The 22,065-nt window shown below is 40.1% G+C and carries 23 protein-coding genes; 21 read left to right on the top strand and 2 right to left on the bottom strand.

Features of this window, described 5'->3' with window-relative positions:
- Positions 1-170 precede the first annotated feature (170 nt).
- The 12 genes from SporoP8_RS06400 to SporoP8_RS06345 all read left to right on the top strand — a co-directional run bounded on the left by SporoP8_RS06400 (position 171) and on the right by SporoP8_RS06345 (position 14,480).
- On the top strand, positions 171-1,886 hold the full coding sequence (locus SporoP8_RS06400; protein WP_085131742.1) for an adenine deaminase C-terminal domain-containing protein: 1,716 nt from the start codon (positions 171-173) through the stop codon (positions 1,884-1,886).
- A gap of 9 nt (positions 1,887-1,895) precedes the next feature.
- Positions 1,896-2,909, top strand: coding sequence for a DUF3048 domain-containing protein (locus tag SporoP8_RS06395; protein WP_085131741.1), 1,014 nt, complete (start codon positions 1,896-1,898; stop codon positions 2,907-2,909).
- A gap of 26 nt (positions 2,910-2,935) precedes the next feature.
- Entirely contained in the window at positions 2,936-3,256 is a 321-nt protein-coding gene (locus SporoP8_RS06390; protein ID WP_085131740.1) for a YerC/YecD family TrpR-related protein, read from the top strand.
- A gap of 82 nt (positions 3,257-3,338) precedes the next feature.
- Positions 3,339-4,037 carry a heptaprenylglyceryl phosphate synthase gene (locus tag SporoP8_RS06385; RefSeq protein WP_085131739.1) on the top strand — a complete coding sequence of 233 codons (699 nt, stop codon included), beginning with the start codon at positions 3,339-3,341 and terminating at the stop codon, positions 4,035-4,037.
- Between the two features lie 44 nt (positions 4,038-4,081).
- Positions 4,082-6,316 carry a DNA helicase PcrA gene (gene pcrA, locus SporoP8_RS06380; RefSeq protein WP_085131738.1) on the top strand — a complete coding sequence of 745 codons (2,235 nt, stop codon included), beginning with the start codon at positions 4,082-4,084 and terminating at the stop codon, positions 6,314-6,316.
- Between the two features lie 27 nt (positions 6,317-6,343).
- Positions 6,344-8,371 (top strand): NAD-dependent DNA ligase LigA, encoded by a 2,028-nt coding sequence (ligA, locus tag SporoP8_RS06375; protein ID WP_085131737.1) that lies wholly within the window; start codon positions 6,344-6,346, stop codon positions 8,369-8,371.
- Complete coding sequence (locus tag SporoP8_RS06370; RefSeq protein ID WP_085131736.1) at positions 8,355-9,485, top strand: CamS family sex pheromone protein; 1,131 nt, start codon at positions 8,355-8,357, stop codon at positions 9,483-9,485. Before ligA ends, SporoP8_RS06370 begins: the two co-directional genes overlap by 17 nt.
- Before the next feature lie 88 nt (positions 9,486-9,573).
- On the top strand, positions 9,574-9,861 hold the full coding sequence (gene gatC, locus SporoP8_RS06365) for an Asp-tRNA(Asn)/Glu-tRNA(Gln) amidotransferase subunit GatC (protein WP_085131735.1): 288 nt from the start codon (positions 9,574-9,576) through the stop codon (positions 9,859-9,861).
- 55 nt (positions 9,862-9,916) lie between these two features.
- Positions 9,917-11,380, top strand: coding sequence for an Asp-tRNA(Asn)/Glu-tRNA(Gln) amidotransferase subunit GatA (gatA, locus tag SporoP8_RS06360; protein WP_085131734.1), 1,464 nt, complete (start codon positions 9,917-9,919; stop codon positions 11,378-11,380).
- A 2-nt stretch (positions 11,381-11,382) separates the two neighbouring features.
- Positions 11,383-12,813 (top strand): Asp-tRNA(Asn)/Glu-tRNA(Gln) amidotransferase subunit GatB, encoded by a 1,431-nt coding sequence (gatB, locus tag SporoP8_RS06355; RefSeq protein ID WP_085131733.1) that lies wholly within the window; start codon positions 11,383-11,385, stop codon positions 12,811-12,813.
- 98 nt (positions 12,814-12,911) lie between these two features.
- Complete coding sequence (locus SporoP8_RS06350) at positions 12,912-13,481, top strand: thioredoxin family protein (protein WP_085131732.1); 570 nt, start codon at positions 12,912-12,914, stop codon at positions 13,479-13,481.
- Between the two features lie 75 nt (positions 13,482-13,556).
- Positions 13,557-14,480, top strand: coding sequence for a diacylglycerol kinase (locus SporoP8_RS06345; protein ID WP_085131731.1), 924 nt, complete (start codon positions 13,557-13,559; stop codon positions 14,478-14,480).
- Between the two features lie 111 nt (positions 14,481-14,591).
- Here the strand turns inward: SporoP8_RS06345 and SporoP8_RS06340 are convergent, their stop codons facing one another.
- Positions 14,592-15,023 carry an NUDIX hydrolase gene (locus SporoP8_RS06340; protein WP_085131730.1) on the bottom strand — a complete coding sequence of 144 codons (432 nt, stop codon included), beginning with the start codon at positions 15,021-15,023 and terminating at the stop codon, positions 14,592-14,594.
- 315 nt (positions 15,024-15,338) lie between these two features.
- Between SporoP8_RS06340 and SporoP8_RS06335 the strand changes: the two genes are divergently transcribed.
- The 5 genes from SporoP8_RS06335 to SporoP8_RS06320 all read left to right on the top strand — a co-directional run bounded on the left by SporoP8_RS06335 (position 15,339) and on the right by SporoP8_RS06320 (position 19,827).
- Positions 15,339-16,676: a cytochrome ubiquinol oxidase subunit I gene (locus SporoP8_RS06335; RefSeq protein ID WP_085131729.1), complete on the top strand. Its 1,338-nt coding sequence runs from the start codon at positions 15,339-15,341 to the stop codon at positions 16,674-16,676.
- Positions 16,673-17,698, top strand: coding sequence for a cytochrome d ubiquinol oxidase subunit II (locus SporoP8_RS06330; protein WP_085131728.1), 1,026 nt, complete (start codon positions 16,673-16,675; stop codon positions 17,696-17,698). Before SporoP8_RS06335 ends, SporoP8_RS06330 begins: the two co-directional genes overlap by 4 nt.
- A 12-nt stretch (positions 17,699-17,710) precedes the next feature.
- Complete coding sequence (gene cydS, locus SporoP8_RS16865; protein WP_255397469.1) at positions 17,711-17,845, top strand: cytochrome bd oxidase small subunit CydS family protein; 135 nt, start codon at positions 17,711-17,713, stop codon at positions 17,843-17,845.
- 67 nt (positions 17,846-17,912) lie between these two features.
- On the top strand, positions 17,913-19,277 hold the full coding sequence (gene rlmD / locus SporoP8_RS06325; protein WP_085131727.1) for a 23S rRNA (uracil(1939)-C(5))-methyltransferase RlmD: 1,365 nt from the start codon (positions 17,913-17,915) through the stop codon (positions 19,275-19,277).
- A gap of 235 nt (positions 19,278-19,512) precedes the next feature.
- Entirely contained in the window at positions 19,513-19,827 is a 315-nt protein-coding gene (locus tag SporoP8_RS06320) for a hypothetical protein (protein ID WP_085131726.1), read from the top strand.
- A 212-nt stretch (positions 19,828-20,039) separates the two neighbouring features.
- Here SporoP8_RS06320 and SporoP8_RS06315 read toward each other — a convergent pair whose 3' ends face one another.
- Positions 20,040-20,513, bottom strand: a complete 474-nt coding sequence (locus SporoP8_RS06315; RefSeq protein ID WP_232319225.1) for a cupin domain-containing protein — start codon at positions 20,511-20,513, stop codon at positions 20,040-20,042.
- 374 nt (positions 20,514-20,887) lie between these two features.
- Between SporoP8_RS06315 and SporoP8_RS16860 the strand changes: the two genes are divergently transcribed.
- The 4 genes from SporoP8_RS16860 to SporoP8_RS16845 all read left to right on the top strand — a co-directional run bounded on the left by SporoP8_RS16860 (position 20,888) and on the right by SporoP8_RS16845 (position 22,033).
- Positions 20,888-21,010, top strand: coding sequence for a hypothetical protein (locus SporoP8_RS16860; RefSeq protein WP_255397468.1), 123 nt, complete (start codon positions 20,888-20,890; stop codon positions 21,008-21,010).
- A gap of 66 nt (positions 21,011-21,076) precedes the next feature.
- The gene (locus SporoP8_RS16855; RefSeq protein ID WP_255397322.1) at positions 21,077-21,199 is read left to right on the top strand and encodes a hypothetical protein; all 123 of its coding nucleotides are present in this window, start codon (positions 21,077-21,079) and stop codon (positions 21,197-21,199) included.
- 535 nt (positions 21,200-21,734) lie between these two features.
- Positions 21,735-21,857 carry a hypothetical protein gene (locus SporoP8_RS16850; protein WP_255397467.1) on the top strand — a complete coding sequence of 41 codons (123 nt, stop codon included), beginning with the start codon at positions 21,735-21,737 and terminating at the stop codon, positions 21,855-21,857.
- A gap of 53 nt (positions 21,858-21,910) precedes the next feature.
- Positions 21,911-22,033: a hypothetical protein gene (locus SporoP8_RS16845; protein ID WP_255397466.1), complete on the top strand. Its 123-nt coding sequence runs from the start codon at positions 21,911-21,913 to the stop codon at positions 22,031-22,033.
- Positions 22,034-22,065 lie beyond the last annotated feature (32 nt).

The following is a 22,065-nucleotide window of genomic DNA, read 5'->3' as shown; positions in this document are numbered from 1 at the left end:
GTGTGGGTAATTTGTTGGTAGTGTGTGTAAGTATCCATTATATTGTGGATTAAACAAAAATAGCTTGTGGACAACCTTTGCGCAGCACATCTATTCTAGATTGCATTGCTATGGTACTATAAAGCAACAGTAACAAACAGTAAAACTACTTTAAAGGAACGGTGATCTGCATGTGGAGTGTGAAAGAAATCCAATCGCAACTAGCGATTATTAATGGACAGAAAGCGCCTGATATCGTAATTAAAAATGCTACGTACTTACATTCTATATTCAAGAAATGGATGCAAGGGAACATTTGGATTCAAGGTGATCGAATCGTCTATGTAGGGGAACGTATGCCAGCTATGCTTGAAGGAACAGAATGTGTTGACGCTTCCGGCAAGAAAATAGTCCCTGGATATATCGAGCCGCATGTTCATCCCTTCCAATTATATAATCCAGAATCATTTGCGGATTATGCATCTCGTCGAGGCACAACAACGTTTATATCTGACAATCTCATCTTGTTCTCGATGCTGGACCAGCAAACAGCATTTACATTCATTGATCAACTGAATGAACTACCGTTTTCATTTTATTGGTGGGCACGTGTTGACTCGCAAACCGTATTGCAAAATGAAAAAGAGCTTTTCAATCCTGTAGATATTGCGAATTGGATGGAGCGTCCTGATGTATTGATGACGGGAGAACTGACAGGCTGGCCTAAATTATTACAGGGTGATCAAAATATGACGCAGTCTTTATTAGAATCTAAACGACTGGGGAAAAAGATTGAAGGACATTTTCCCGGTGCATCGGAACGTACACTAGCCCGAATGAAATTACTTGGAGCGGACGGCGATCATGAAGCGATGACTGCAGAGGAAGTGGAAAGACGCTTGCAGCAAGGATATGCTGTCACATTACGTTATTCCTCGATTCGTCCTGACTTGCCAAATATATTGAGAGGTATTGTAGAGAAGGAGTTGGATGTGTTTGATCATTTAATGATGACGACTGATGGTTCCACACCTTCGTTCTACCGTGAAGGCGTAATGGACCAATGCATCCAGATAGCACTTGACGCGGGAGTATCGCCGATTGATGCGTATCAAATGGCATCATATAACGTGGCGAGGTACTACGATATTACGGACTTGCATAGTGTAATTGCGACAGGCCGTTTTGCGACATTAAACTTTTTAGAGAATGAACATAACCCTGTGCCAACTGACGTGTTATCGAAAGGGAAGTGGGTTCTCCGGGATAGTATGTCGTCTGATGCTTTCAAAGCAGTCGATTGGAAAGCACTGCCGGCATTTGAATTGCCTTATGAACTGACAGATGAAGACTTCACATTCCCTTCTTCAATTGGGATTCAGATGGTCAATGATGTTATTACAAAAGTATACGAAAGTGATCTGGATCTCAGTAGTCCCACTATTGCTACTGGCGATGAGTGCTATTTGATATTACTGGATAAGAACGGAAAATGGCGAGTCAATACGATGTTGAAAGGGTTTGGAGATAATCTGCAAGGTTTTGCATCTTCCTATTCAAATACTGGAGATGTATTATTGATAGGACAGGATTGGCAAGAGATGAAGAGAGCGTTTAATGAAATCAAGAATATAGGCGGAGGCATGGCACTCGCTGAAAACGGTGGAATTATTGAAACATTGCCATTAGAGGCAGCAGGCGGATTGTCTGTTCAACCGATGGAAGTGATCATCGAACAAGAGCTAGCCATAAGAAAGGCATTAAGAGAACGTGGCTATGCGCACGGAGATGCTATATATACATTATTATTCCTTCAATCTGTTCATTTACCGTATATCAGAATCACGCCGGTTGGTGTATTGCAAGTGATGAAAAATGAACTATTAATTCCTAATATAGAAAGGTAGGAACGTATATTGATATGGAATGGGCGAAAGTTACTCATGATAGCCGCAGTTAGCGTAGTATGTCTCGGAGGTTGTTCATCAAAAGATCAGTCTGAACCAGCAGAACAAGAAAAACCGAATGATGTGTCATTGTTTACAGGTGAATTGATAACAGATTCCATCGATCAACGTCCTATCTTAGCGACAATTAGCAATATACCTGCTGCTCGTCCACAGTCGGGACTTTCAGATGCGGATCAGATATACGAATTCTTAGCTGAAGGTCAAATTACGCGCTACGCTGCGCTTTTTCAAAGTAAAGTACCGGATCAGTTAGGTCCTATTCGAAGCGCACGTGATTATTTTGTACAATTAGCTGCAGGTATGGATGCATTTTATGTCGCTCACGGTTATAGTCCGGATGCAAAGAAATTACTTGATGGTCGGGTAGTCGACCATATAAATGGCATAAATTATGACGGGACTTTATTCGAACGTTCAGCAGATCGCCGTGCTCCACATAACTCTTATATTTCAAAGGAACATATTGAAGAAGCTTTTAGTGTCACAAATGCTTCCGAAAATATCACTGCACGACCATCCTTTTCTTTCCTAAATCCCGATGAAAGTGATAAAATAGGGGATATGGCATCAGCGGTACAAGTATCGTATAGTTCAGACCCGAATTTTATTAGTACGTATCAATATAATCAACAAGCAAATCGGTATTATCGATCTGTTAACGGCATTGAAACAGTGGATAAGTTAAATGAACGACGTATAGAATTAGCGAATATTATCGTGATGGAAATGGATCATCAAACAGTTGATCAACAAGGCCGACTTGCAATAGATCTAGAATCTGGTGGGCCTGCCATGCTGTTTCATGAAGGGATCGCTAAATCGATTGAATGGCAAAATAAAGATGGGTTTTTAACTCCAATGGATCAAGATATGCCTGTTAAATTAACAGCAGGGAAAACCTGGATCCACATTGTTCCATCATTATCAGGTCCTTCCACTTCCGTCACTTATACCCCGTAAGATCGACATAAAGAGAGGATGAGACCATGCAAATAGATAAAATCCGCGGAAAACAAATAGATCAGTTGTTTCAGGCAATCCTAGAACTAAAGGATGTAGAGGAATGTTACATGTTTTTCGATGATCTTTGCACGATGAGCGAAGTCCAATCACTTGCACAAAGACTGGACGTAGCACATAAACTGCGACTTAAAAAAACGTACGATAATATCCAACAAGAAACAGGTGCAAGTACAGCTACGATCTCCCGCATACGCCGTTGCGTAGACTACGGGTCTGGTGGTTACAACCTCATGTTGGATCGACTCTATCCTGAACTCCAAAACAATCAAACAAAAAATAACTAACACAACCGGCCAGGGATAAAACCCCACCGGTTTTTTAAAAGTTATATAAAGCGAATTTGACAAAAGAAGGTGGAAAGAAAATATGAACTATAAAACATGGCGGCATGCATTTAAAATTGATCCAGCCAAATTCATCTCAGATGAACAAATAGAAGCGGTAGCGGAGTCTGGAACGGATGGAGTCATCATTGGTGGATCTGACGGCATCACATTGGAAAACGTACTTGATTTACTTGCGCGTTTCCGGCGTTTTTCCGTGCCACTTGCCTTGGAAGTATCTACTGTAGAATCGGTCACGCCGGGATTCGATTATTACTTTATTCCAACGGTCTTAAATACAACGGATTCAAAATGGCTGAACGGTTTGCATCATGAAGCACTTCGAGAATATGGTCATATGATGAACTTCGATGAACTGGTGACAGAAGGTTACTGTATTTTAAATCCTGATTGTACAGCTGCGAAGGTGACAGGGGTAGACCATGTTCCGGATGAAGAAGATGTACAAGCATATGCACGTATGGCTGAACACTTATTTTCCTTGCCGATTTTTTATTTAGAATACAGTGGACAATACGGTGATCCGCAAATTGTTCGATCAGCGAAGGAATTACTTACAAACACTCGTCTCTTTTATGGTGGCGGAATTCGTTCAACGGAACAAGCAAAAGAAATGGCAGCCATTGCAGATACAGTAGTAGTAGGAAATGTTGTATACGATGATCTACAAATGGCTCTTAAAACAGTCGAAGCTGTGAAATCTGTTCCCTTACCTGTGTGAGTAGTATATAGTAAGAACAAATGTTCCTTAAAGGCGGTACTAATATGAATAAACTATCAGATGATTTACTAAAAGGTATGAATCCTGAACAAGCGCGTGCAGTCAAAACGACAGAAGGGCCTTTGCTCATTATGGCGGGTGCTGGTTCTGGAAAAACTCGTGTGTTGACGCACCGAATTGCATATTTGGTTGTGGAAAAACAAGTGTATCCTTCCAATATATTAGCTATTACATTTACAAATAAGGCGGCACGTGAAATGCGTGAGCGAATTGATGGATTACTTGGTCCGGGTTCAGGAGAACGTATGTGGGTTTCAACTTTCCACTCGATGTGTGTTCGAATTCTACGTAGGTTCGTAGATCGAATCGGTTTATCTAAAAATTTTACGATTCTTGACAGTGCGGATCAAATGACTGCAATGAAACGAGTTTTGAAAGAACTGAATCTCGACCCGAAGCAGAATGATCCGCGTGCGATGCTCGGAATTATTGGCAATGCAAAAAATGAATGCATTGATGCGATGGAATTCCGTAAAAATTCAAATCCTCAAAACCCCCATGAACGTACAGTAGCAGATATTTACGATCGTTATACTAAAAAATTGCGTCAGAATCAATCAATGGATTTTGATGACTTAATTATGATGACTACGGTCTTATTTGAACGAGTTCCTGAAGTGCTCGAGTATTATCAAAATAAATTTCAGTATATTCATGTGGATGAGTACCAAGATACAAACAACGCGCAGTATCGTCTCGTCAAAATGCTGGCATCAAAATTCCGTAATGTCTGCGTAGTAGGTGACTCCGATCAGTCAATCTATCGCTGGCGTGGTGCAGATATCGGTAATATCCTCTCTTTCGAAAAAGATTATAAAGAAGCGAATGTCATTCTTTTGGAACAAAACTACCGTTCCACCCAGAGAATTTTGCAAGCAGCAAATGATGTGATCGACAATAACAAAAGTCGCTATGATAAGAAATTGCGCACAGATAACCCTGAGGGCGAGTTAATCTCGATCTATAAAGCACGCGATGAAAAAGATGAATCACAATTTGTTGTACAACAAATCATTGAGTTAAAAGAAAAGCTAGGATTAACATTGGATCAATTTGCGATTCTCTATCGAACTAACGCGCAATCTCGTCTAATTGAGGAATATTTATTGAAGTCAAATCTTGATTATACAATTGTAGGCGGTACAAAGTTCTATGATCGTAAAGAGATAAAAGATTTACTCGCCTATTTACGTCTCATTGCGAATAATGATGATGACTTAGCTTTAGCGAGAATCATTAATGAACCGAAACGAAGCATTGGTGCAACTTCATTTGAACGTATGGCAACTTTTGCATCACAAAACGATCGCTCCATGTTTGATTCATTGCAGGAAGTGGATTTCATGGGTTTACCTAAACGAGCATTAACAGAAGCAGTAAAATTCCATGAACTGATCAATGGATTCACTCAAATGCAAGAGTATTTATCAGTCACCGAACTAGTGAAAGAAGTCATTGATAAGTCGGGCTATCGTGAGATGTTGGAAAAAGAAAAATCCATCGAAGCAGAAAGCCGTCTAGAAAATATTGAAGAGTTCTTATCGGTTACAGAAGCGTTTGAGAAACGTGCAGCAGAAGAAGAGGAGGAACCTTCACTCGTTGCATTCTTGACTGACCTTGCTTTAGTAGCAGATATCGATACATTGGATAAAGAAGAGAACACTTCCACGGAAAAAATCGTCTTAATGACGATGCACGCAGCAAAAGGATTGGAATTCCCTGTAGTCTTTGTTCTCGGCATGGAAGAAAACATATTCCCGCATATTCGAGCACTTGCAGATCCGGAAGAAATGGAAGAAGAACGAAGACTCGCGTATGTAGCAATCACACGCGCGGAACAGCGCCTTTACCTGACAAGTGCAGGTCATCGGATGTTGTTCGGTAAGTCAAACTTCAATCAACCATCACGTTTCCTCAATGAAATCTCGGAAGAACTGACTGAGCTGTTGGCTGATGGAAATGGCATGAGTGTACCTTTCGCCCAAGCACCTAAAACAAGAGCTAAACGTCCAGCAGTCAAGCGCCCAGCCTATAATGAAAGTGGCGGAGAGAAAATGCAGTGGAAACCTGGAGACAAGGCGTCCCATAAAATATGGGGAACTGGAACGGTTGTGAGTGTTAAAGGTGAAGCGGAGGATATGGAGCTAGACATTGCCTTCCCTAATCCAGTTGGGATTAAGCGACTATTAGCTAAATTCGCACCGATTGAAAAAGAATAAAGCCCCTTTAAGGAGTGTGGAAAATAGATGGATGATGTTCTAGAACTAGAGAAGCGGGTAGAGGAGCTCAATAAAACCTTGCATGAATATGGGCGTGCATATTATGACTTGGATGCCCCTATCGTTCCCGATTCAGAATATGATGAGAAAATGAAGGAATTGTTGGCGATTGAAAAAGAACATCCTGACTTGATCTATCCTGATTCACCGACACAACGGGTTGGCGGAGCACCGCTTGAGGTGTTTAATAAAGTCGTTCATCGTTATCCGATGCTAAGTTTAGCGAATGCCTTTAATGAAGAAGACGTAAAGGATTTCGACAGACGTGTAAAAGAAGCGACGGGTAACGCTGTTTATGTATGTGAACTGAAAATTGATGGTCTTGCCGTTTCATTGCAATATGAAGAAGGTCGTCTTGTACAAGGCGCTACTCGTGGGGATGGTTCAGTTGGAGAAGATATCACGGCCAACTTAAAAACTATTCAATCCATACCACATAAATTGAATGAACCTTTGACGATTGAAGTGCGCGGTGAAGCGTATATGCCGAAGAAGTCATTTGTTAAATTGAATGAATTCCGTGATGAAGCAGGTGAAGTTCCTTTTGCCAATCCGCGAAATGCAGCTGCGGGTTCACTCCGTCAATTGGATTCAAAAGTGGCGGAGAGCAGAAATTTAGCTACATTCATTTATGCGGTAGGCGGCGATGCGGAAATGTATGGCTTGGATAGTCACACGGAAGCGCTCAATAAAGTGGATGAACTAGGTTTGACGACGAATCAGGAACGTAAGCGTTGTACGACCATTGAAGAAGTATTGGAATACGTAGCCTACTGGTCAGAAAATAGACTAAACCTGGATTATGAAATTGATGGTATTGTAATAAAAGTCGATAACTTCGAATCGCAGGAGCAATTGGGCTATACAGCAAAGAGTCCTAAATGGGCTATTGCCTATAAATTCCCTGCAGAAGAAGTGCATACCCAATTGCTAGATATCGAGTTAAGCGTAGGTCGCACAGGTGTAGTTACACCGACAGGGATTCTGAAGCCTGTTCTTGTAGCAGGTACGACAGTGGGACGTGCATCTTTGCATAACGAAGACTTGATCCGTGAGAAAGATATTCGTATCGGTGATCACGTTGTGTTGAGAAAGGCAGGCGACATCATTCCTGAAATCGTCATGTCATTGAAAGAACAGCGAACGGGTGAGGAAGAACCGTTCCATATGCCCGACAACTGTCCTGTTTGCGATTCAGAACTCGTTAGGATTGAAGGGGAAGTGGCACTGCGTTGTGTGAACCCTAAATGTCCTGCGCAGATGAAAGAAGCGTTAATCCATTTCGTTTCAAGAAGAGCAATGAATATAGATGGTGTGGGCGAAAAGCTTATTGAACAATTGTATACTGCTCATTTGGTACAAGATGTATCCGATTTATATACCTTAACGAAAGAGTCATTATTGAGCTTGGAACGGATTGGCGAGAAATCCGCAACGAATATTTTGACGGCTATTGAACAGTCCAAAGAGAATTCTTTAGAGAAATTATTATTTGGACTGGGTATCCGCCATGTCGGTGAAAAAGTTGCAAGAATCTTGGCGGAAGAGTATCGTACCCTCGATGCGTTAGAACAAGCAACAGAAGAAGAACTTGTAAATATTTTTGAAATCGGTGCGATTGTCGCTGATTCAGTGACAACGTACTTTAGTACGGAAGAAGTTCAGGAAGTGATGAATAAGTTGCGTTCTTATGGTGTAAATACCGTTTATAAAGGTGCCACACGTGAAGAGTTGCCAACTACTGGACCTTTCGCTGGAAAAACGATCGTATTGACAGGAAAACTCACAGAATTAACACGCGGGGAAGCTAAAGAACAGATTGAATCGCTTGGCGGGACTGTCAGTGGCAGTGTCAGTAAGAAAACGGATCTGGTCATTGCGGGCGAAGATGCGGGATCCAAATTGACGAAAGCAAAAGAATTAGGGATTGAAATTTGGGACGAACAAGCTATGCTTGAAGCCCTTGGAGTGGATATGAATGAAAAGAACGACTAAGTTTATAACGGGCATTCTGTCGGCAGTATTGCTGACAGGATGTGTACCAGCGCCAAGCGATGATCAGGAAAAAGCAGTGCAAGAAACAGAAAAAAGTGAGCAGGAAATGGTGCTCATTCCTGATGCTCAAATTAAAAAAGAGTACTACCGGACACCTGTTCCATTTAAAAAAAGCGCGAGCCGGGGGTTGGTCGTCAATAATCTCCATACAAAGTACGATATGCAGGAAACAGAGGAAGGCTTATTGCGCCTGTCTTCGTTATATTTCGATCCAAAAGATTATTTCTTCCAGGAAGGTCAATATATAGACCGCGATACTGCAAAGCAATGGATTTCTAGAAAATCAAATTTCGAAGCAGGTCTCAATCCTGCAATAACTGATGATATGTCGCCAGCTCAAATTGCAGATGAGGCACCGATTTACCTTGCGCATATCGTCGAGCAAAACTATTTACAGATGACTGACGACAAAAAAGTGAAATTGGCTGGCATTTCTATTGGACTGGCGATGAATTCGGTGTATTATCCACGTGAAGGCAGTGAACGCCGAATTGATGATAAAACAATCGAAGAAAAAGGCAAGAAGATGGCGGATATTATTTTAAGTAGGTTGCGCAGTAAACCGGAGCTTGCGGATATACCAATTGCGGTTGGATTGTTTAAGCAAGAAAGTCGCAACGATATTGTACCAGGCACATATTTTGCCACTTCTTTAGCTGCAAAAGGTAAAAAAGAATTTACTGGTTGGAAAGAAGTAGACGAGCAGTATGTATTACTCCCCGCATCTTCATCAACGGGGAATTATCGTGACTTGAATACGACATTTAAAAACTTTAAACAAGACATTGATGATTACTTCCCAAGCTTTGTAAATGTCATTGGTACAGCTTTTTATAAAGACCAGAAACTCCATTCTTTACGTGTGGAGATACCTATACAGTTCTTCGGCAAGACAGAGCTGATCGGATTTTCACAATACTTGACTTCATTGGTTAAAACGCATTTTAAAGATGTTCCGATCGAAGTAAGTGTCACATCAGTTAATGGTCCCGAAGTGCTGATTGTGAATGACAATGAGCGAGATGAACCGTTTGTACACGTCTACGGATATTAACAGATTTTAGGTAGTAACATGAACTTTCCAATAAACTGATTAAATGGTATGATTAATTGTACGATTGCAAAATGAGGAGGAACGATGTATGACAACATTTTCGAAAGAAGACGTCAAGTATTTTGCGGATTTCGTCCGTATTGGCCTCTCCGAGGAAGACAAAGAAAATTTCTCTGCAAAGATAGCAGATTTGATTGAAAGTGTAAGTAATTTAAAAGAAGTGGACGTTACAGGTGTAAAACCTATGACGCACCCAGTTGCTATGATCAACGTCTTACGTGAAGATGTGCCAAAAGATATCTTGGACCGTGAAGTAATGCTGGCCAGTGCAGAAGATCAGGAAGATGGACTTATTAGGGTTCCAGATATTCTGTAAGCGAATTTCAGTATAAAATACCATTCATGGCACAATGATAGTAGGAGGAAAAGTGATGACGTTAACTAGTAAAACAGCAACAGAACTTCAAGCACTTTTACAAAAAGGGGAAGTTACTGCTAAAGAAGTAACAGAAGCAACATTACAAACGATTGAACAGCACGAAGAGAAAATTCACGCGTTTATTCACGTCGCAAAAGAAGAGGCTACAAAGCGTGCAGAACAGCTTGATCAAGAAGCTGCTAATACACGTGGCCGTCTTTTCGGTGTTCCAATTGGTATTAAGGACAATATTGTAACAAAAGATATGAAGACAACATGTGCAAGTAAAATGTTGGAAGACTTCGTACCTGTTTACAATGCTACAGCTATAGATAAATTGGAAGCTGCTGGCGCAATCAATATTGGAAAACTCAATATGGACGAGTTTGCAATGGGTTCTACTACTGAAACATCTTATTTCGGTAATACATTAAATCCTTGGAATACAGACTATGTGCCAGGCGGTTCTTCAGGTGGTTCAGCAGCAGCTGTTGCAGCGGGAGAAGTTCCACTGTCCCTTGGTTCAGATACTGGTGGTTCAGTTCGTCAACCAGCTGCATTCTGTGGAATTGTTGGAATGAAACCTACATACGGTCGTATTTCACGTTTTGGTTTGACGGCATTTGCTTCGTCACTTGATCAAATCGGTACATTGTCACGAACTGTGGAGGATAACGCACTATTGCTTAGCGTAATCGCGGGAGAAGACGACAATGATAGTTCATCTTCTGCAAAAGCGGTTCCTGATTTCACGGCAGCACTTACAGGCGATATTAAAGGTCTAAAAGTGGCAGTTCCGAAACCTTACTTAGGGGAGGGTGTCGATGCAGAAATCGTTACAGCAGTAAGAGAAGCAATTACTGTATTGGAATCACTTGGAGCCGTTTGTGAAGAAGTAGAATTGCCACATATTCAATATGCGCCAACTACGTATTATGTAATTTCTTCATCCGAAGCACAATCCAACCTTTCACGTTTTGACGGATTGCGTTATGGCTATCACACAGAAAACGCTGAAAATCTAGAACAAGCATATTTCCGTACACGTCAAGAAGGGTTTGGCGATGAAGTGAAAAAACGTATTATTTTCGGTACGTATGCAATGAGTGCGGATCATCATGAAGATCTATATGTACGCGCACAAAAGACTCGTACATTGATTGCACAAGACTTTGATTCTGTATTTGAAAAGTATGATGTAGTCATTGGACCAACTGCTGCTACAACAGCATTTAAACTGGGTGAAACAGGCGGAGATCAGCTAGTTCATTATGCAAATGATGTTTTGGCGGTACCAGCTAACCTTACAGGTCGTCCAGCACTATCCATACCATGTGGTTTCGTTAATGAACTACCGGTTGGAATGCAAATCATGGGTAAGCACTTTGACGAAGAAACAGTATATAAAGTGGCTCATGCTTATGAACAAGCAACTGACTTCCACAAACGTACTCCATCGATTCGGGAGGGGAAATAATCATGAACTTCGAAACAATAGTTGGATTAGAAATCCACGTAGAGCTTAAAACAGATACTAAAATCATGTCTCCGGCACCCGCTCATTTTGGTGCAGAGCCGAATAAAAATATTCACGTAACAGACATCGCATATCCTGGTGTTTTACCTACGTTAAATAAAAAAGCTGTTGAATTTGGAATGAAGGCATCTATGGCATTGAACTGTGACGTTGCGCCGATTATGAACTTTGACCGTAAACACTACTTCTATCCTGATAATCCAAAAGCATACCAAATCTCTCAAGACAAGCGTCCTGTAGGAGCAAACGGTTGGATTGAAATTGAAGTAGACGGCAAAAAGAAAAAAATTCGCATTGAACGTGTACATTTAGAGGAAGATGCAGGGAAGCTGACCCATACAGAAAATGGACACTCATTAGTAGACTTAAACCGTCAAGGAACACCGTTAATCGAAATCGTTACAGAAGCAGACGTGCGTTCTCCAGAGGAAGCATATGCATTTCTAGAAAAGCTGAAAGCGATCATTCAATATACGGGAGTATCTGACGTACGTATGGAAGAAGGCTCACTTCGTTGTGATGCCAATATATCATTACGTCCATTCGGTCAAGAAAAGTTTGGAACGAAGACAGAGTTGAAAAACTTGAACTCGTTTAACTTTATTCGTCGTGGAATTGCAAATGAAGTAGCTCGTCAGGAGAAAATCCTTTTGTCTGGCGGTACCATTCAACAAGAAACTCGTCGTTATGACGAAGCAACTGGCGACACAGTATTGATGCGGATCAAAGGCAGTGCCAATGATTATCGCTTTATTAACGATCCTGACTTACCTGAAGTTCATATCGAACAAGAATGGATTGACCGTGTCCGTAAAGAAATTCCTGAATTACCAGATGCTCGTAAAGCACGTTATGTGTCTGAACTAGATCTTCCGGAATATGACGCACACGTATTGACTTTAACAAAAGAAATGTCTGATTTCTTTGATGCCACAGTAAAAGCTGGAGCGGATCCCAAATTGGCTTCCAACTGGTTGATGGGCGATGTATCGGCATATCTAAATGCAGAATCGAAAGAACTGCATGATACTTCATTGACGCCTGAAAACTTGGCGCAACTTGTAAAACTGATTACAGATGGTACAATTTCTTCTAAAATCGCGAAAAAAGTATTTACTGATCTCGTGAAAAAAGGTGGGAATCCTGCTGATATCGTCAAAGAAAAAGGACTTGTTCAAATTTCCGACGAAGGTACATTGCGTACAATTATTACCGAAATCCTGGACAATAACGAACAATCAATAGAAGACTTTAAAAATGGTAAGGATCGCGCAGTTGGGTTCTTAGTTGGACAAGTTATGAAAGCAACAAAAGGCCAAGCAAATCCACCGCTTGTTAATAAATTATTGATGGAAGAGATCAAGAAGCGCTAATCTATCAATCAAATGAAAACGTTCCAGGAGAAGCCGAAATAGTCTGAACCTGGACGTTTTTCCTCGTTAATATACACAGTGAAACAGGGGGGATTGTATTGAAAACAGAACAACAATATTTTGAAGATGCTGTATCACTTCAAACGTATATGGACAAAATGGCAACACATAAGGAAAACAGTTTTTTGATCTATCATGCATTTGAAGTACCACAGGATGATGAATTTATTGAATTGCTGAAAGAAAAGCAACCCCATATATTAGTTATTACAGAAGACTGGTGTGGCGATGCAATGCTGAATAATCCAATCCTTCGAAAAATTACGGAAGCTGCCAATATAGACGTTCGCGCTGTGTTGAGGGATGAAAATCCAGAGCTGATTGATCGATATTTAACGAATGGTGGACGTTCGATTCCTATGTATTTACTATTAAACGCAGCGGGTGAGGTAGTTGGAAAATGGGGGCCACGGGCATCAGTTCTTCAAAAGTATGTGATGGATGGTCGTGCGAAACTACCAGCTAAAGCCGCTTCTGATTTTGAAGAGAAACAAAAAATGTTTTATACTCAGTTGATGGCTGAATTTACAGCTAAACCTGAAAATTGGCTTGCTGTTTATAGTGATATTCGGTCGACATGGCTTCCAGTTCTACAATTGTCTCAGTAACAATGTGCAAGAAACCATTTGAAAATGGCAAAGGTCTGATTTGTTTCAGACGCGAAAGGATCGAGGGGAAAGTGTATGAAACGTGCACGCATTATTTATAATCCTACTGCAGGAAGAGAAGTCTTCCGTAAACATTTAGCAGAAGTCCTCGAAAAATTGGAGAATGCGGGCTATGAAACATCCGCTCACGCTACAACTTGCGAGGGTGATGCAACAGCGGCAGCGAGAGACGCGGTTCGCAGAGGATTCGATGTTATTATTGCTGCAGGTGGCGATGGTACGCTCAATGAAGTAGTTGAAGGTGTCGGACATTTTGATAAACGTCCAAAAATCGGTTTGATTCCTATGGGAACAACGAATGATTTCGCAAGAGCGTTGCGTATTCCGAGAGAAATCGATGATGCTGTAGATATTATTTGCCAAGGAGATTCGATACCGGTCGATGTAGGGTTAATGAATGATCGCTACTTTATTAATATAGCCGGTGGCGGCCGCATGACGGAATTGACATATGAAGTTCCAAGCCGTTTAAAAACAGTAATTGGTCAGTTGGCTTATTACTTAAAAGGAATTGAAATGTTGCCTTCTATACATTCCAGTCATCTTCGTATTGAGTACGATGGAAATGTATTTGATGAAGAAGCTATGATGTTTTTGATTGGCTTGACTAACTCGGTTGGCGGATTTGAGAAATTAGCACCTAACTCCAGTATTAACGATGGATATTTCACATTGCTTATTTTAAAGAAATGCAATATTGCAGAATTTATTCGTGTGGTCACATTAGCTTCTCGTGGAGAACATTTGGATGATCCTTTAGTTGTTTCAGCGAAGGCAGAAAAAATTGTGGTGACTTCCAAAGACGAAGTGTTATTGAACTTGGATGGAGAATACGGCGGCGTGTTGCCGGCTACTTTCCAAAATTTATATCAACATGTCGAAATGTTCGTACCGTTACACAAATTACGTCCGCAGGATCAAGTGAACCAAATCAAATAAAAAGTAAAAAGACTATTCCAGTCGAATTTCTAACGTTCGGATGGAATAGTCTTTTATTGTGAAAAATTAATTGGGTGGGCCCGATGCAATGCGCATCGTATCAGGTCGATATCAGATGTATTCAATCGCTTCTCCTTGTTTAGCAGCTAACTTTGGCACTTCTTTCAACGGCATCCAACGATAGCTGAATAATTGACCTGCGTCTTTTCCTTCGCCTTCTACGATATGTTCCCATTCGTGCTTGTTTTCTCCTATATAGGAAAAATGGAAAATTGTACGTTCGTAAATTACATTCTTATCTTCTGGGAAATATTTTGAAGCTTTAACTTTACCTTCTAGTATAAGTTCATCACGCACGATACCGGATTCTTCTTCGATTTCTCGATATAACGCATCCAATAATAGTTCGTTGCGTTCGATAGTACCACCAGGAACTTGTAAACCTGCTTCAGGCTGATCCTTTTGCTCATATACGAGCAATTTACGATGTCTGCCTTCCCCTTTTGTAATATACGCGATAACTTTTCTTTTAACTCTTTTCATTTACTTTCACCTCTCATTAGTTAACCAATTATACTGTAAATACTAACAAAATACAAGTAAAATGGGTTAATCGATTAGTATACAATAATTAGATGGGCTGTGAATGTGAAAATACGTCTAAATTTCAACAAATCGCTTTAAAAAGGTTATTGAAATGTGTTTTAAGGGAAACACTAAAGTAGAACTGTGCTTAGGAGTGATTGTGTGTATAAAAGACAAGAAAAGCGTCTGATGTGGTTAGCATTTATTGTTGCTGGTATTATGTTACTATCAATTGTTGGAAGATTATTCTCGTGAAAAAAGGAGGTGGCCTGTGTGGATTCAGTTTTTTATTCTAGAATATTGACAGAACTAACTTTATCGTTTCATATTATCTATGCAACCATTGGCGTTGGTGTCCCACTCATGATCATGCTAGCCCAATGGGTGGGTATCAAGAAAAATGATGAGCATTATATCTTACTGGCTAGACGTTGGGCACGTGGTTTTGTCATCACCGTAGCCGTAGGGGTAGTGACAGGGACAGCAATTGGTTTGCAACTTTCCTTATTATGGCCGAACTTTATGGAGCTTGCGGGAAATGTGATTGCTTTACCATTATTCATGGAGACGTTCGCTTTCTTTTTTGAAGCAATTTTCCTCGGCATTTACCTATATACATGGGATCGTTTTGAAAATCAAAAGAAACATTTTCTACTCCTTATTCCAGTCGCGCTTGGAGCTTCATTCTCTGCAGTATTCATAACCATTGTAAATGCCTTCATGAATGCACCACAAGGCTTTAACTTAGTGAATGGTGAATTAATTAACGTCAATCCTCTTGTAGCAATGTTCAACCCTGCCATGCCCACAAAAGTCGCGCATGTGGTCGGGACAGCTTATATGACATCTGCCTTTTTATTGGCTGCTATTGCAGCATTCCGTTTGTTGCGTGGTTCGAATCACGTCTATCATAAAAAAGCTCTATATCTTACTTTGAAAGTGGGATTCATTTTTAGTGTGAGTGCAGCGCTGATTGGGGATTTGTCAGGTAAATATTTGGCCGAGTATCAACCTGAAAAGTTGGCGGCTGCTGAATGGCATTTTGAGACGGAAGAAAACGCCCCGTTAATACTGTATGGTGTGCTGGACGACGGGGAAGTTAAATACGCCATTAAAATACCATATGCGCTTTCTATCTTGGCCCACGGTTCACCAAGTGCTGAAGTCATCGGATTAGATCAATTTCCCGAAGAAGATATACCTCCACTATACATCCATTATCTCTTTGATATTATGGTAACGATTGGAATGCTGTTAATGGCATTGTCGGCTATATACTGGATTGGTATGTGGCGAAAATGGTCATTTGTCAAGTCTCGCTTATTCCGTTGGCTAATTGTTATAGGAGGACCACTCGTTTTCATTTCACTCGAAGCGGGTTGGTGGTTAGCGGAAGTGGGACGTCAGCCGTGGATATTACGTAATATTATGCGTACTGCTGAAGGTGCAACAACTAGTGGGCAAGTACCGACTATGCTTGTACTTTTTGCGCTTCTCTACTTGGTTCTCGGTATCGGTAGTGTGGTTGTATTAAGGAGAATGTTCATCCGGAATCCGGTAGAACAAGAAATCTTAGATCGGCAGCAGGAGAAAGGCGGTGACATCCGATGAATATCGAAATTCTAGGGATTACGGTATTGTGGGTGTTTTTGTTCGGTTACATTATAATTGGTGCGATTGATTTTGGAGCTGGATTTTTCAACGCATACAGTTTATTTACGGGCAGACAGCGAATATTGACTAATGTCATTCAGCGCTATTTATCACCAGTCTGGGAAGTAACGAATGTCTTTCTAGTATTTTTCTTTGTGGGAATTATTGGATTCTTCCCAAAAACCGCCTTTTATTATGGCACCACATTGCTAGTCCCGGTTAGTTTTGCCATTATTCTTCTGGCAGTCCGTGGTTCCTACTATGCATTTGAAACGTATGGAGCCCGTGGTCACAAAGGATATTCTTTTGCTTACGGTTCGACGGGTTTATTACTTCCGGCATCACTGTCAATCGTATTGACGATTTCTGAAGGTGGATTTATTGAGTTAGTGAATGGACAGCCGGTTTTAGATTACTGGAAGTTGTTCACTAGCCCACTAACTTGGTCGATTGTAGTGCTCAGTATAGCGGCAACACTTTATATCTCATCCGCATTTTTGACGTGGTATGCGAATAAAGCCGGGGATCGGGAGGCAACGCAACTTTTAAGGAAATACGCGCTTATCTGGGCATTGCCGACGATCATCGCAGCTGGCGGGATTATATTTGAATTGCGTAAGCACAATCCGCTACATTACGAGAGTATTCAAACGTTTTGGCCTATGTTTCTGATATCGTTCATCCTGTTTCTAGGTACGGTTTTCCTTATTTGGAAACAGCGTCATTATGGTGTGGCAGTCGGATTATTAATAGGACAATTCATGTTTGCTTTCTTTGGCTATGGCGCATCGCATTATCCATACTTGCTCTACCCGTACTTGACGATTTACGATAGCTTTACGAACCAAGCAATGGCGATTGCTTTAATCATTGCATTCATATGTGGATTATTATTGCTAATTCCATCGCTTTATTTACTATTACGTATGTTCTTGTTCAATAAAGATTATGTAAAAGGAAAAGAAAATCACCATGCATAAGGAGGCAATAAGATGAATGAATTTTTGATTTTCTATGCGCCTTTTCTAGTCATCATCGCGGGTATCGTTTTATCGTTCTTTGTTGTCTTGAAAGACGATGCAGTGACAAGAAATGAGTATAAAAACAGTAAAGAAACAGACGTGTGATTACGTCTGTTTTTTTGTTTGCCTCCCCGTGTTACACTAGAAGTATCTGAAAGATGGAGGAAAAATCATGAGCTTTGCAGTAAATAAAAATGAAAAAATACGAGTGACAATAGAAGATCTGACACATGATGGGGCAGGCGTTGCGAAAGTAGAAGGCTATCCATTATTTATTCCAGGAACGTTGCCTGGAGAAACAGTCGATGTACATGTATTGAAGACATTGAAGAAATATGGTTTCGCGAAGTTAGTAAATATCGTGGAACCATCCCCATCTCGTGTGAAACCACCTTGCCATGTATTCCCGACATGTGGTGGCTGCCAATTGCAGCATTTGTCCTACGAGAGCCAGTTGATTCAGAAACGCAAATCGGTACGCGATGTAATGGACCGGATCGCTAAGCTTCCAAACGTGCCCGTGCATGAAGTAAAAGGAATGGATGATCCGTGGCGTTACCGCAATAAATCACAAATACCATTTGATACGGAGAACGACCGCATAATTACTGGCTTCTATAAAGCCCGTACACATCACATAGTCGATACAGATGTTTGTCTGATCCAAACGAAAGAAGCAGACGAACTGATGACGATGCTTAAGTATAAACTTCAACAGCTTGGTATCGAGACGTATGACGAACATACACACAAAGGTATGCTACGTCATGTAATCATTAGAAAAGCACGTCAGACGGGTCAAGTGATGGTTGTACTCGTGACGCGACATAAAAAATTCCCGCAAAAAGACGCAGTAGTCGAATTAATTCAGCAACAATTACCGAATGTGACGTCCATTATGCAAAATGTGAATACAGCGAATACGAATGTCATCATGGGCAATGAAATGGTCCATCTATATGGTACGGATGTCATCATTGATCGGATTGGAGAGACTGAATTCGAAATTTCAGCACGTTCTTTCTATCAAATAAATCCCGTTCAAACGGAAGTGTTGTATCAACAGGCACTTGATTACGCGAACCTAACTGGAAATGAAACAGTAGTGGATGCGTATTGTGGAATAGGAACGATTTCATTGTTCTTGGCTAAGCAAGCGAAGGAAGTATACGGAGTTGAAATAGTACCACAGGCGATAGAAGATGCAAAGCGTAATGCGGAACTAAATGGTATTACCAATACACATTTTGAAGCAGGCCCAGCAGAAGAGATTATTCCAAAGTGGTACGCGCAAGGTAAGCAGTTTGATGTATTAGTCGTCGATCCGCCACGTAAAGGGTGCGATGAAAAATTGTTAGAAACCATTTTAACTTATAAACCAAAAAAGATTGTGTATGTGTCTTGTAATCCAGGAACATTGGCGCGAGATTTACGCATTCTTGAGGATGGGGGCTATCGCACGAAGGAAGTTCAGCCGGTAGATATGTTTCCTCATAGTAGTCATGTGGAGACAGTCGCTTTGATAGAGTTGAAATAACTTGGCGGCAACGAGGTAGTGATTTTGGTAGAATATGGGTGTATGTTTAAAATCCTCTCTGACAGGTTGTTGAGAGGATTTTTGACCGTTTATGCTATCGTACTGTTATGTGAAATTCAAAATGTGCGATGCTGTATTTGAATAAATAATGAAAAAACGATTGAAGAAATATCGTAAATATCGACTTCATGTTACAATTACTGAATTAGTTAAGAATAGGAAGGAGGGTACTCAAATGGCATTAGGCATATTGGAGATCATGTATATAGTTTTAATAATCCTAGCAATAGGAATGCAAGTCGTATTATATAAAAGTAAAACCAATAACAGTATAATCATAATCAATATGTTATTTGGCCTGCTTTTATCCTACCTAGCGTTTACATCTTTTCCTACAAACTTTACAATTCAAAGGACCCTGGCCATCGTAATGGGGATTGTAGCTGTATTGGCAGTTGTTATGAAGTTTAGAAGTGAAGAGCTTGTGTTTTTAAGTAAAATTGCGTTCTCAATTTCTATCGTGGTTAGCTTAGCGTTGCTTTTTTTATAAAAATTCTTCTACTATGAACAGAAAATGTCTATTCGCTTATGTGAAAGAGACAAAACAATAAATTGAAATTCAGCTGATCAGCTTACGACATTCGATGAATTTGTATTCTTATAAAGAAGGATGAATCGAATAGAAATGACAAAGACAAGGCACCGTGCAATTGGTTGCCTTGTCTTTTTATTTCAATCACAGCAACAGTGCATTTCATAATTCTAGATATATTTATTGTCAGCAGTATGTGAGGACTCCATTTCTTCTGCGATAGCCTTCGTTTCATGAATTGTTCCGTGCGGATGATTTGGCGGTGCATAAATAGAATACAATTTGATAGGAATAGTACTTGCGTTTAGTAAATTATGCCAAGCACCAGCTGGAATAATAATAATATTATGATCTTGAACGTGTCGCTCGAAATCTACTTGATCTTTTCTACGTCCTATCTGAACCATACCCTGCCCTTCCTCAATCCAAATAAATTGATCGATATGTGGGTGCATTTCCAAACCAATATCCTCTCCCGGTGCAATACTTATAAGTGTGAGCTGCAAATGGTCACCTGTCCATAATACGGTGCGAAACGTTTGGTTGCGTTTTGTTGCTTCTTCGATATCAATCGTGAAAAGCATAGGACCATGATCTGTTCGACTACGGTGTGATAGTACAGATGAATATTCGGCTTGATTCATTGGTTGTAGAGGAAACAAGTGAAAACAAGGACATACATATACTGGCTGATCTCCACACACTAATATGAAATTAGAAACAGATGGATTGATCACGCTCATTCATTTCTTTATGTTTTCATCATAGTTTATGTCTTACATACTGTGCTGTGTTTAATTGAAAGTCATAGAGAAAAGAGAGTATACAGCTAAACCTATGGTGGTTAGAATTCACAAAGTGGTCATATGTAAGCGGTTCATGTTTGAATGAATTGTGAAAGTCTTCACAATGTACCCAAATCGTTTACTAAGGATAGTATACTAAAGGTAACAAGAGAAGTTGGTCATGAATTCTCTTTTAAAGAATCAAAATACAACCAAAAAGGAGACTGAACAACATGTGGGTTATCACATTGTTCGAAACAGAAAAAGTACGGATCTTTGAATATGCAGAGAAAGCAGAAGCTACAACTGCCATGGAGATGTTCAATGAGTACGCTGTTTTATCCTATACAAAATAAAATCACTAAACATACACATAGCCAACAATACTGAATGATAAAAAAGTAATAGGGAGGTTGAACAACGTGTGGGTAATAACTTTATTTGATCAAGCGAATGTACGAATCTTTGAATATGCTGAGAAGGTTGATGCAATGAACGCAATGAAGAACTTCAGCAAATATGCCGTCCTTTCGTACACTAAATAAGCAGTTAACACTTTAACCGTAGCGAACGTAGCTACGGTTTTTTTACATTTTAATTGAATTGAAATATGTATAATTGCAGATATAAGTTCGCAACTCCTGTCGAAAGAAATAATTTTGTGTTGATAAAAAAAATAAGTATTACTTTAATAATATGCATAATTTATACGTGAGTACTAAGAAAACGTTTGCAGACACAACTTTGCCATATGTAAGCGTTTTGACTTTGAATGATTTGTGAAAAGCTTCACATATCGGTTTCTTTTGTTGTAGAACAGAGTATGATAAGAGTATCAAAAGAAATTGGTTAGCAGATTCCATTCAAGGAACTATGCTGCCAAACAAAAGGGAGACTACACAATATGTGGGTTATCACATTGTTTGACCAAGCAAACGTAAGGATCTTTGAATATGCTGAGAAGGTTGAAGCAACAAATGCAATGAAAAACTTTAACAATTACGCAGTCCTAACATACACATACTAAGCGTTAGTTTTTATATCGATACACGAATACAAATTAAAAGGAGACTGACAAACATGTGGGTAATTACATTATTTGATCAAGCAAACGTACGGATTTTTGAATACACTGAGAAGGCTGAAGCAACAAACGCAATGAAGAATTTTAGCAAATATGCAGTACTCTCTTACACAAACTAAGCTTTAGTTTCATAAACAGAACATCAATACAAATTGAAAGGAGACTGGAAACCATGTGGGTAATTACATTATTTGATCAAGCAAATGTACGGATTTTTGAGTATGCTGAGAAAGCAGAAGCGACTGATGCAATGAAGAACTTTAGTAAATACGCCGTTCTTTCATACACAAAATAATTTTACGAAAACATAACCGTAGCCATTCAGCG

Origin of the sequence: Sporosarcina ureae (assembly GCF_002101375.1) — a bacterium.
GTDB lineage: Bacteria > Bacillota > Bacilli > Bacillales_A > Planococcaceae > Sporosarcina > Sporosarcina ureae_B.
The sequence above is the reverse complement of the archived record's forward strand: the minus strand, read 5'-3'. Positions and strand labels throughout refer to the sequence as shown.

Bases quoted from the DNA above. Each gene is read 5' to 3' on its own strand.
- SporoP8_RS06345 (WP_085131731.1), top strand. From the start codon at position 13,557: ATGAAACGTGCACGCATTATTTATAATCCTACTGCAGGAAGAGAAGTC.
- SporoP8_RS16845 (WP_255397466.1), top strand. From the start codon at position 21,911: ATGTGGGTAATTACATTATTTGATCAAGCAAATGTACGGATTTTTGAG.
- SporoP8_RS06385 (WP_085131739.1), top strand. From the start codon at position 3,339: ATGAACTATAAAACATGGCGGCATGCATTTAAAATTGATCCAGCCAAA.
- SporoP8_RS06340 (WP_085131730.1), bottom strand. From the start codon at position 15,023: ATGAAAAGAGTTAAAAGAAAAGTTATCGCGTATATTACAAAAGGGGAA.
- ligA (WP_085131737.1), top strand. From the start codon at position 6,344: ATGGATGATGTTCTAGAACTAGAGAAGCGGGTAGAGGAGCTCAATAAA.
- cydS (WP_255397469.1), top strand. From the start codon at position 17,711: ATGAATGAATTTTTGATTTTCTATGCGCCTTTTCTAGTCATCATCGCG.
- SporoP8_RS16860 (WP_255397468.1), top strand. From the start codon at position 20,888: ATGTGGGTTATCACATTGTTCGAAACAGAAAAAGTACGGATCTTTGAA.
- gatB (WP_085131733.1), top strand. From the start codon at position 11,383: ATGAACTTCGAAACAATAGTTGGATTAGAAATCCACGTAGAGCTTAAA.
- gatC (WP_085131735.1), top strand. From the start codon at position 9,574: ATGACAACATTTTCGAAAGAAGACGTCAAGTATTTTGCGGATTTCGTC.
- SporoP8_RS06400 (WP_085131742.1), top strand. From the start codon at position 171: ATGTGGAGTGTGAAAGAAATCCAATCGCAACTAGCGATTATTAATGGA.
- gatA (WP_085131734.1), top strand. From the start codon at position 9,917: ATGACGTTAACTAGTAAAACAGCAACAGAACTTCAAGCACTTTTACAA.
- SporoP8_RS06330 (WP_085131728.1), top strand. From the start codon at position 16,673: ATGAATATCGAAATTCTAGGGATTACGGTATTGTGGGTGTTTTTGTTC.
- SporoP8_RS06315 (WP_232319225.1), bottom strand. From the start codon at position 20,513: ATGAATCAAGCCGAATATTCATCTGTACTATCACACCGTAGTCGAACA.
- SporoP8_RS06390 (WP_085131740.1), top strand. From the start codon at position 2,936: ATGCAAATAGATAAAATCCGCGGAAAACAAATAGATCAGTTGTTTCAG.
- SporoP8_RS06320 (WP_085131726.1), top strand. From the start codon at position 19,513: ATGGCATTAGGCATATTGGAGATCATGTATATAGTTTTAATAATCCTA.
- rlmD (WP_085131727.1), top strand. From the start codon at position 17,913: ATGAGCTTTGCAGTAAATAAAAATGAAAAAATACGAGTGACAATAGAA.
- SporoP8_RS06370 (WP_085131736.1), top strand. From the start codon at position 8,355: ATGAAAAGAACGACTAAGTTTATAACGGGCATTCTGTCGGCAGTATTG.
- SporoP8_RS16850 (WP_255397467.1), top strand. From the start codon at position 21,735: ATGTGGGTAATTACATTATTTGATCAAGCAAACGTACGGATTTTTGAA.
- pcrA (WP_085131738.1), top strand. From the start codon at position 4,082: ATGAATAAACTATCAGATGATTTACTAAAAGGTATGAATCCTGAACAA.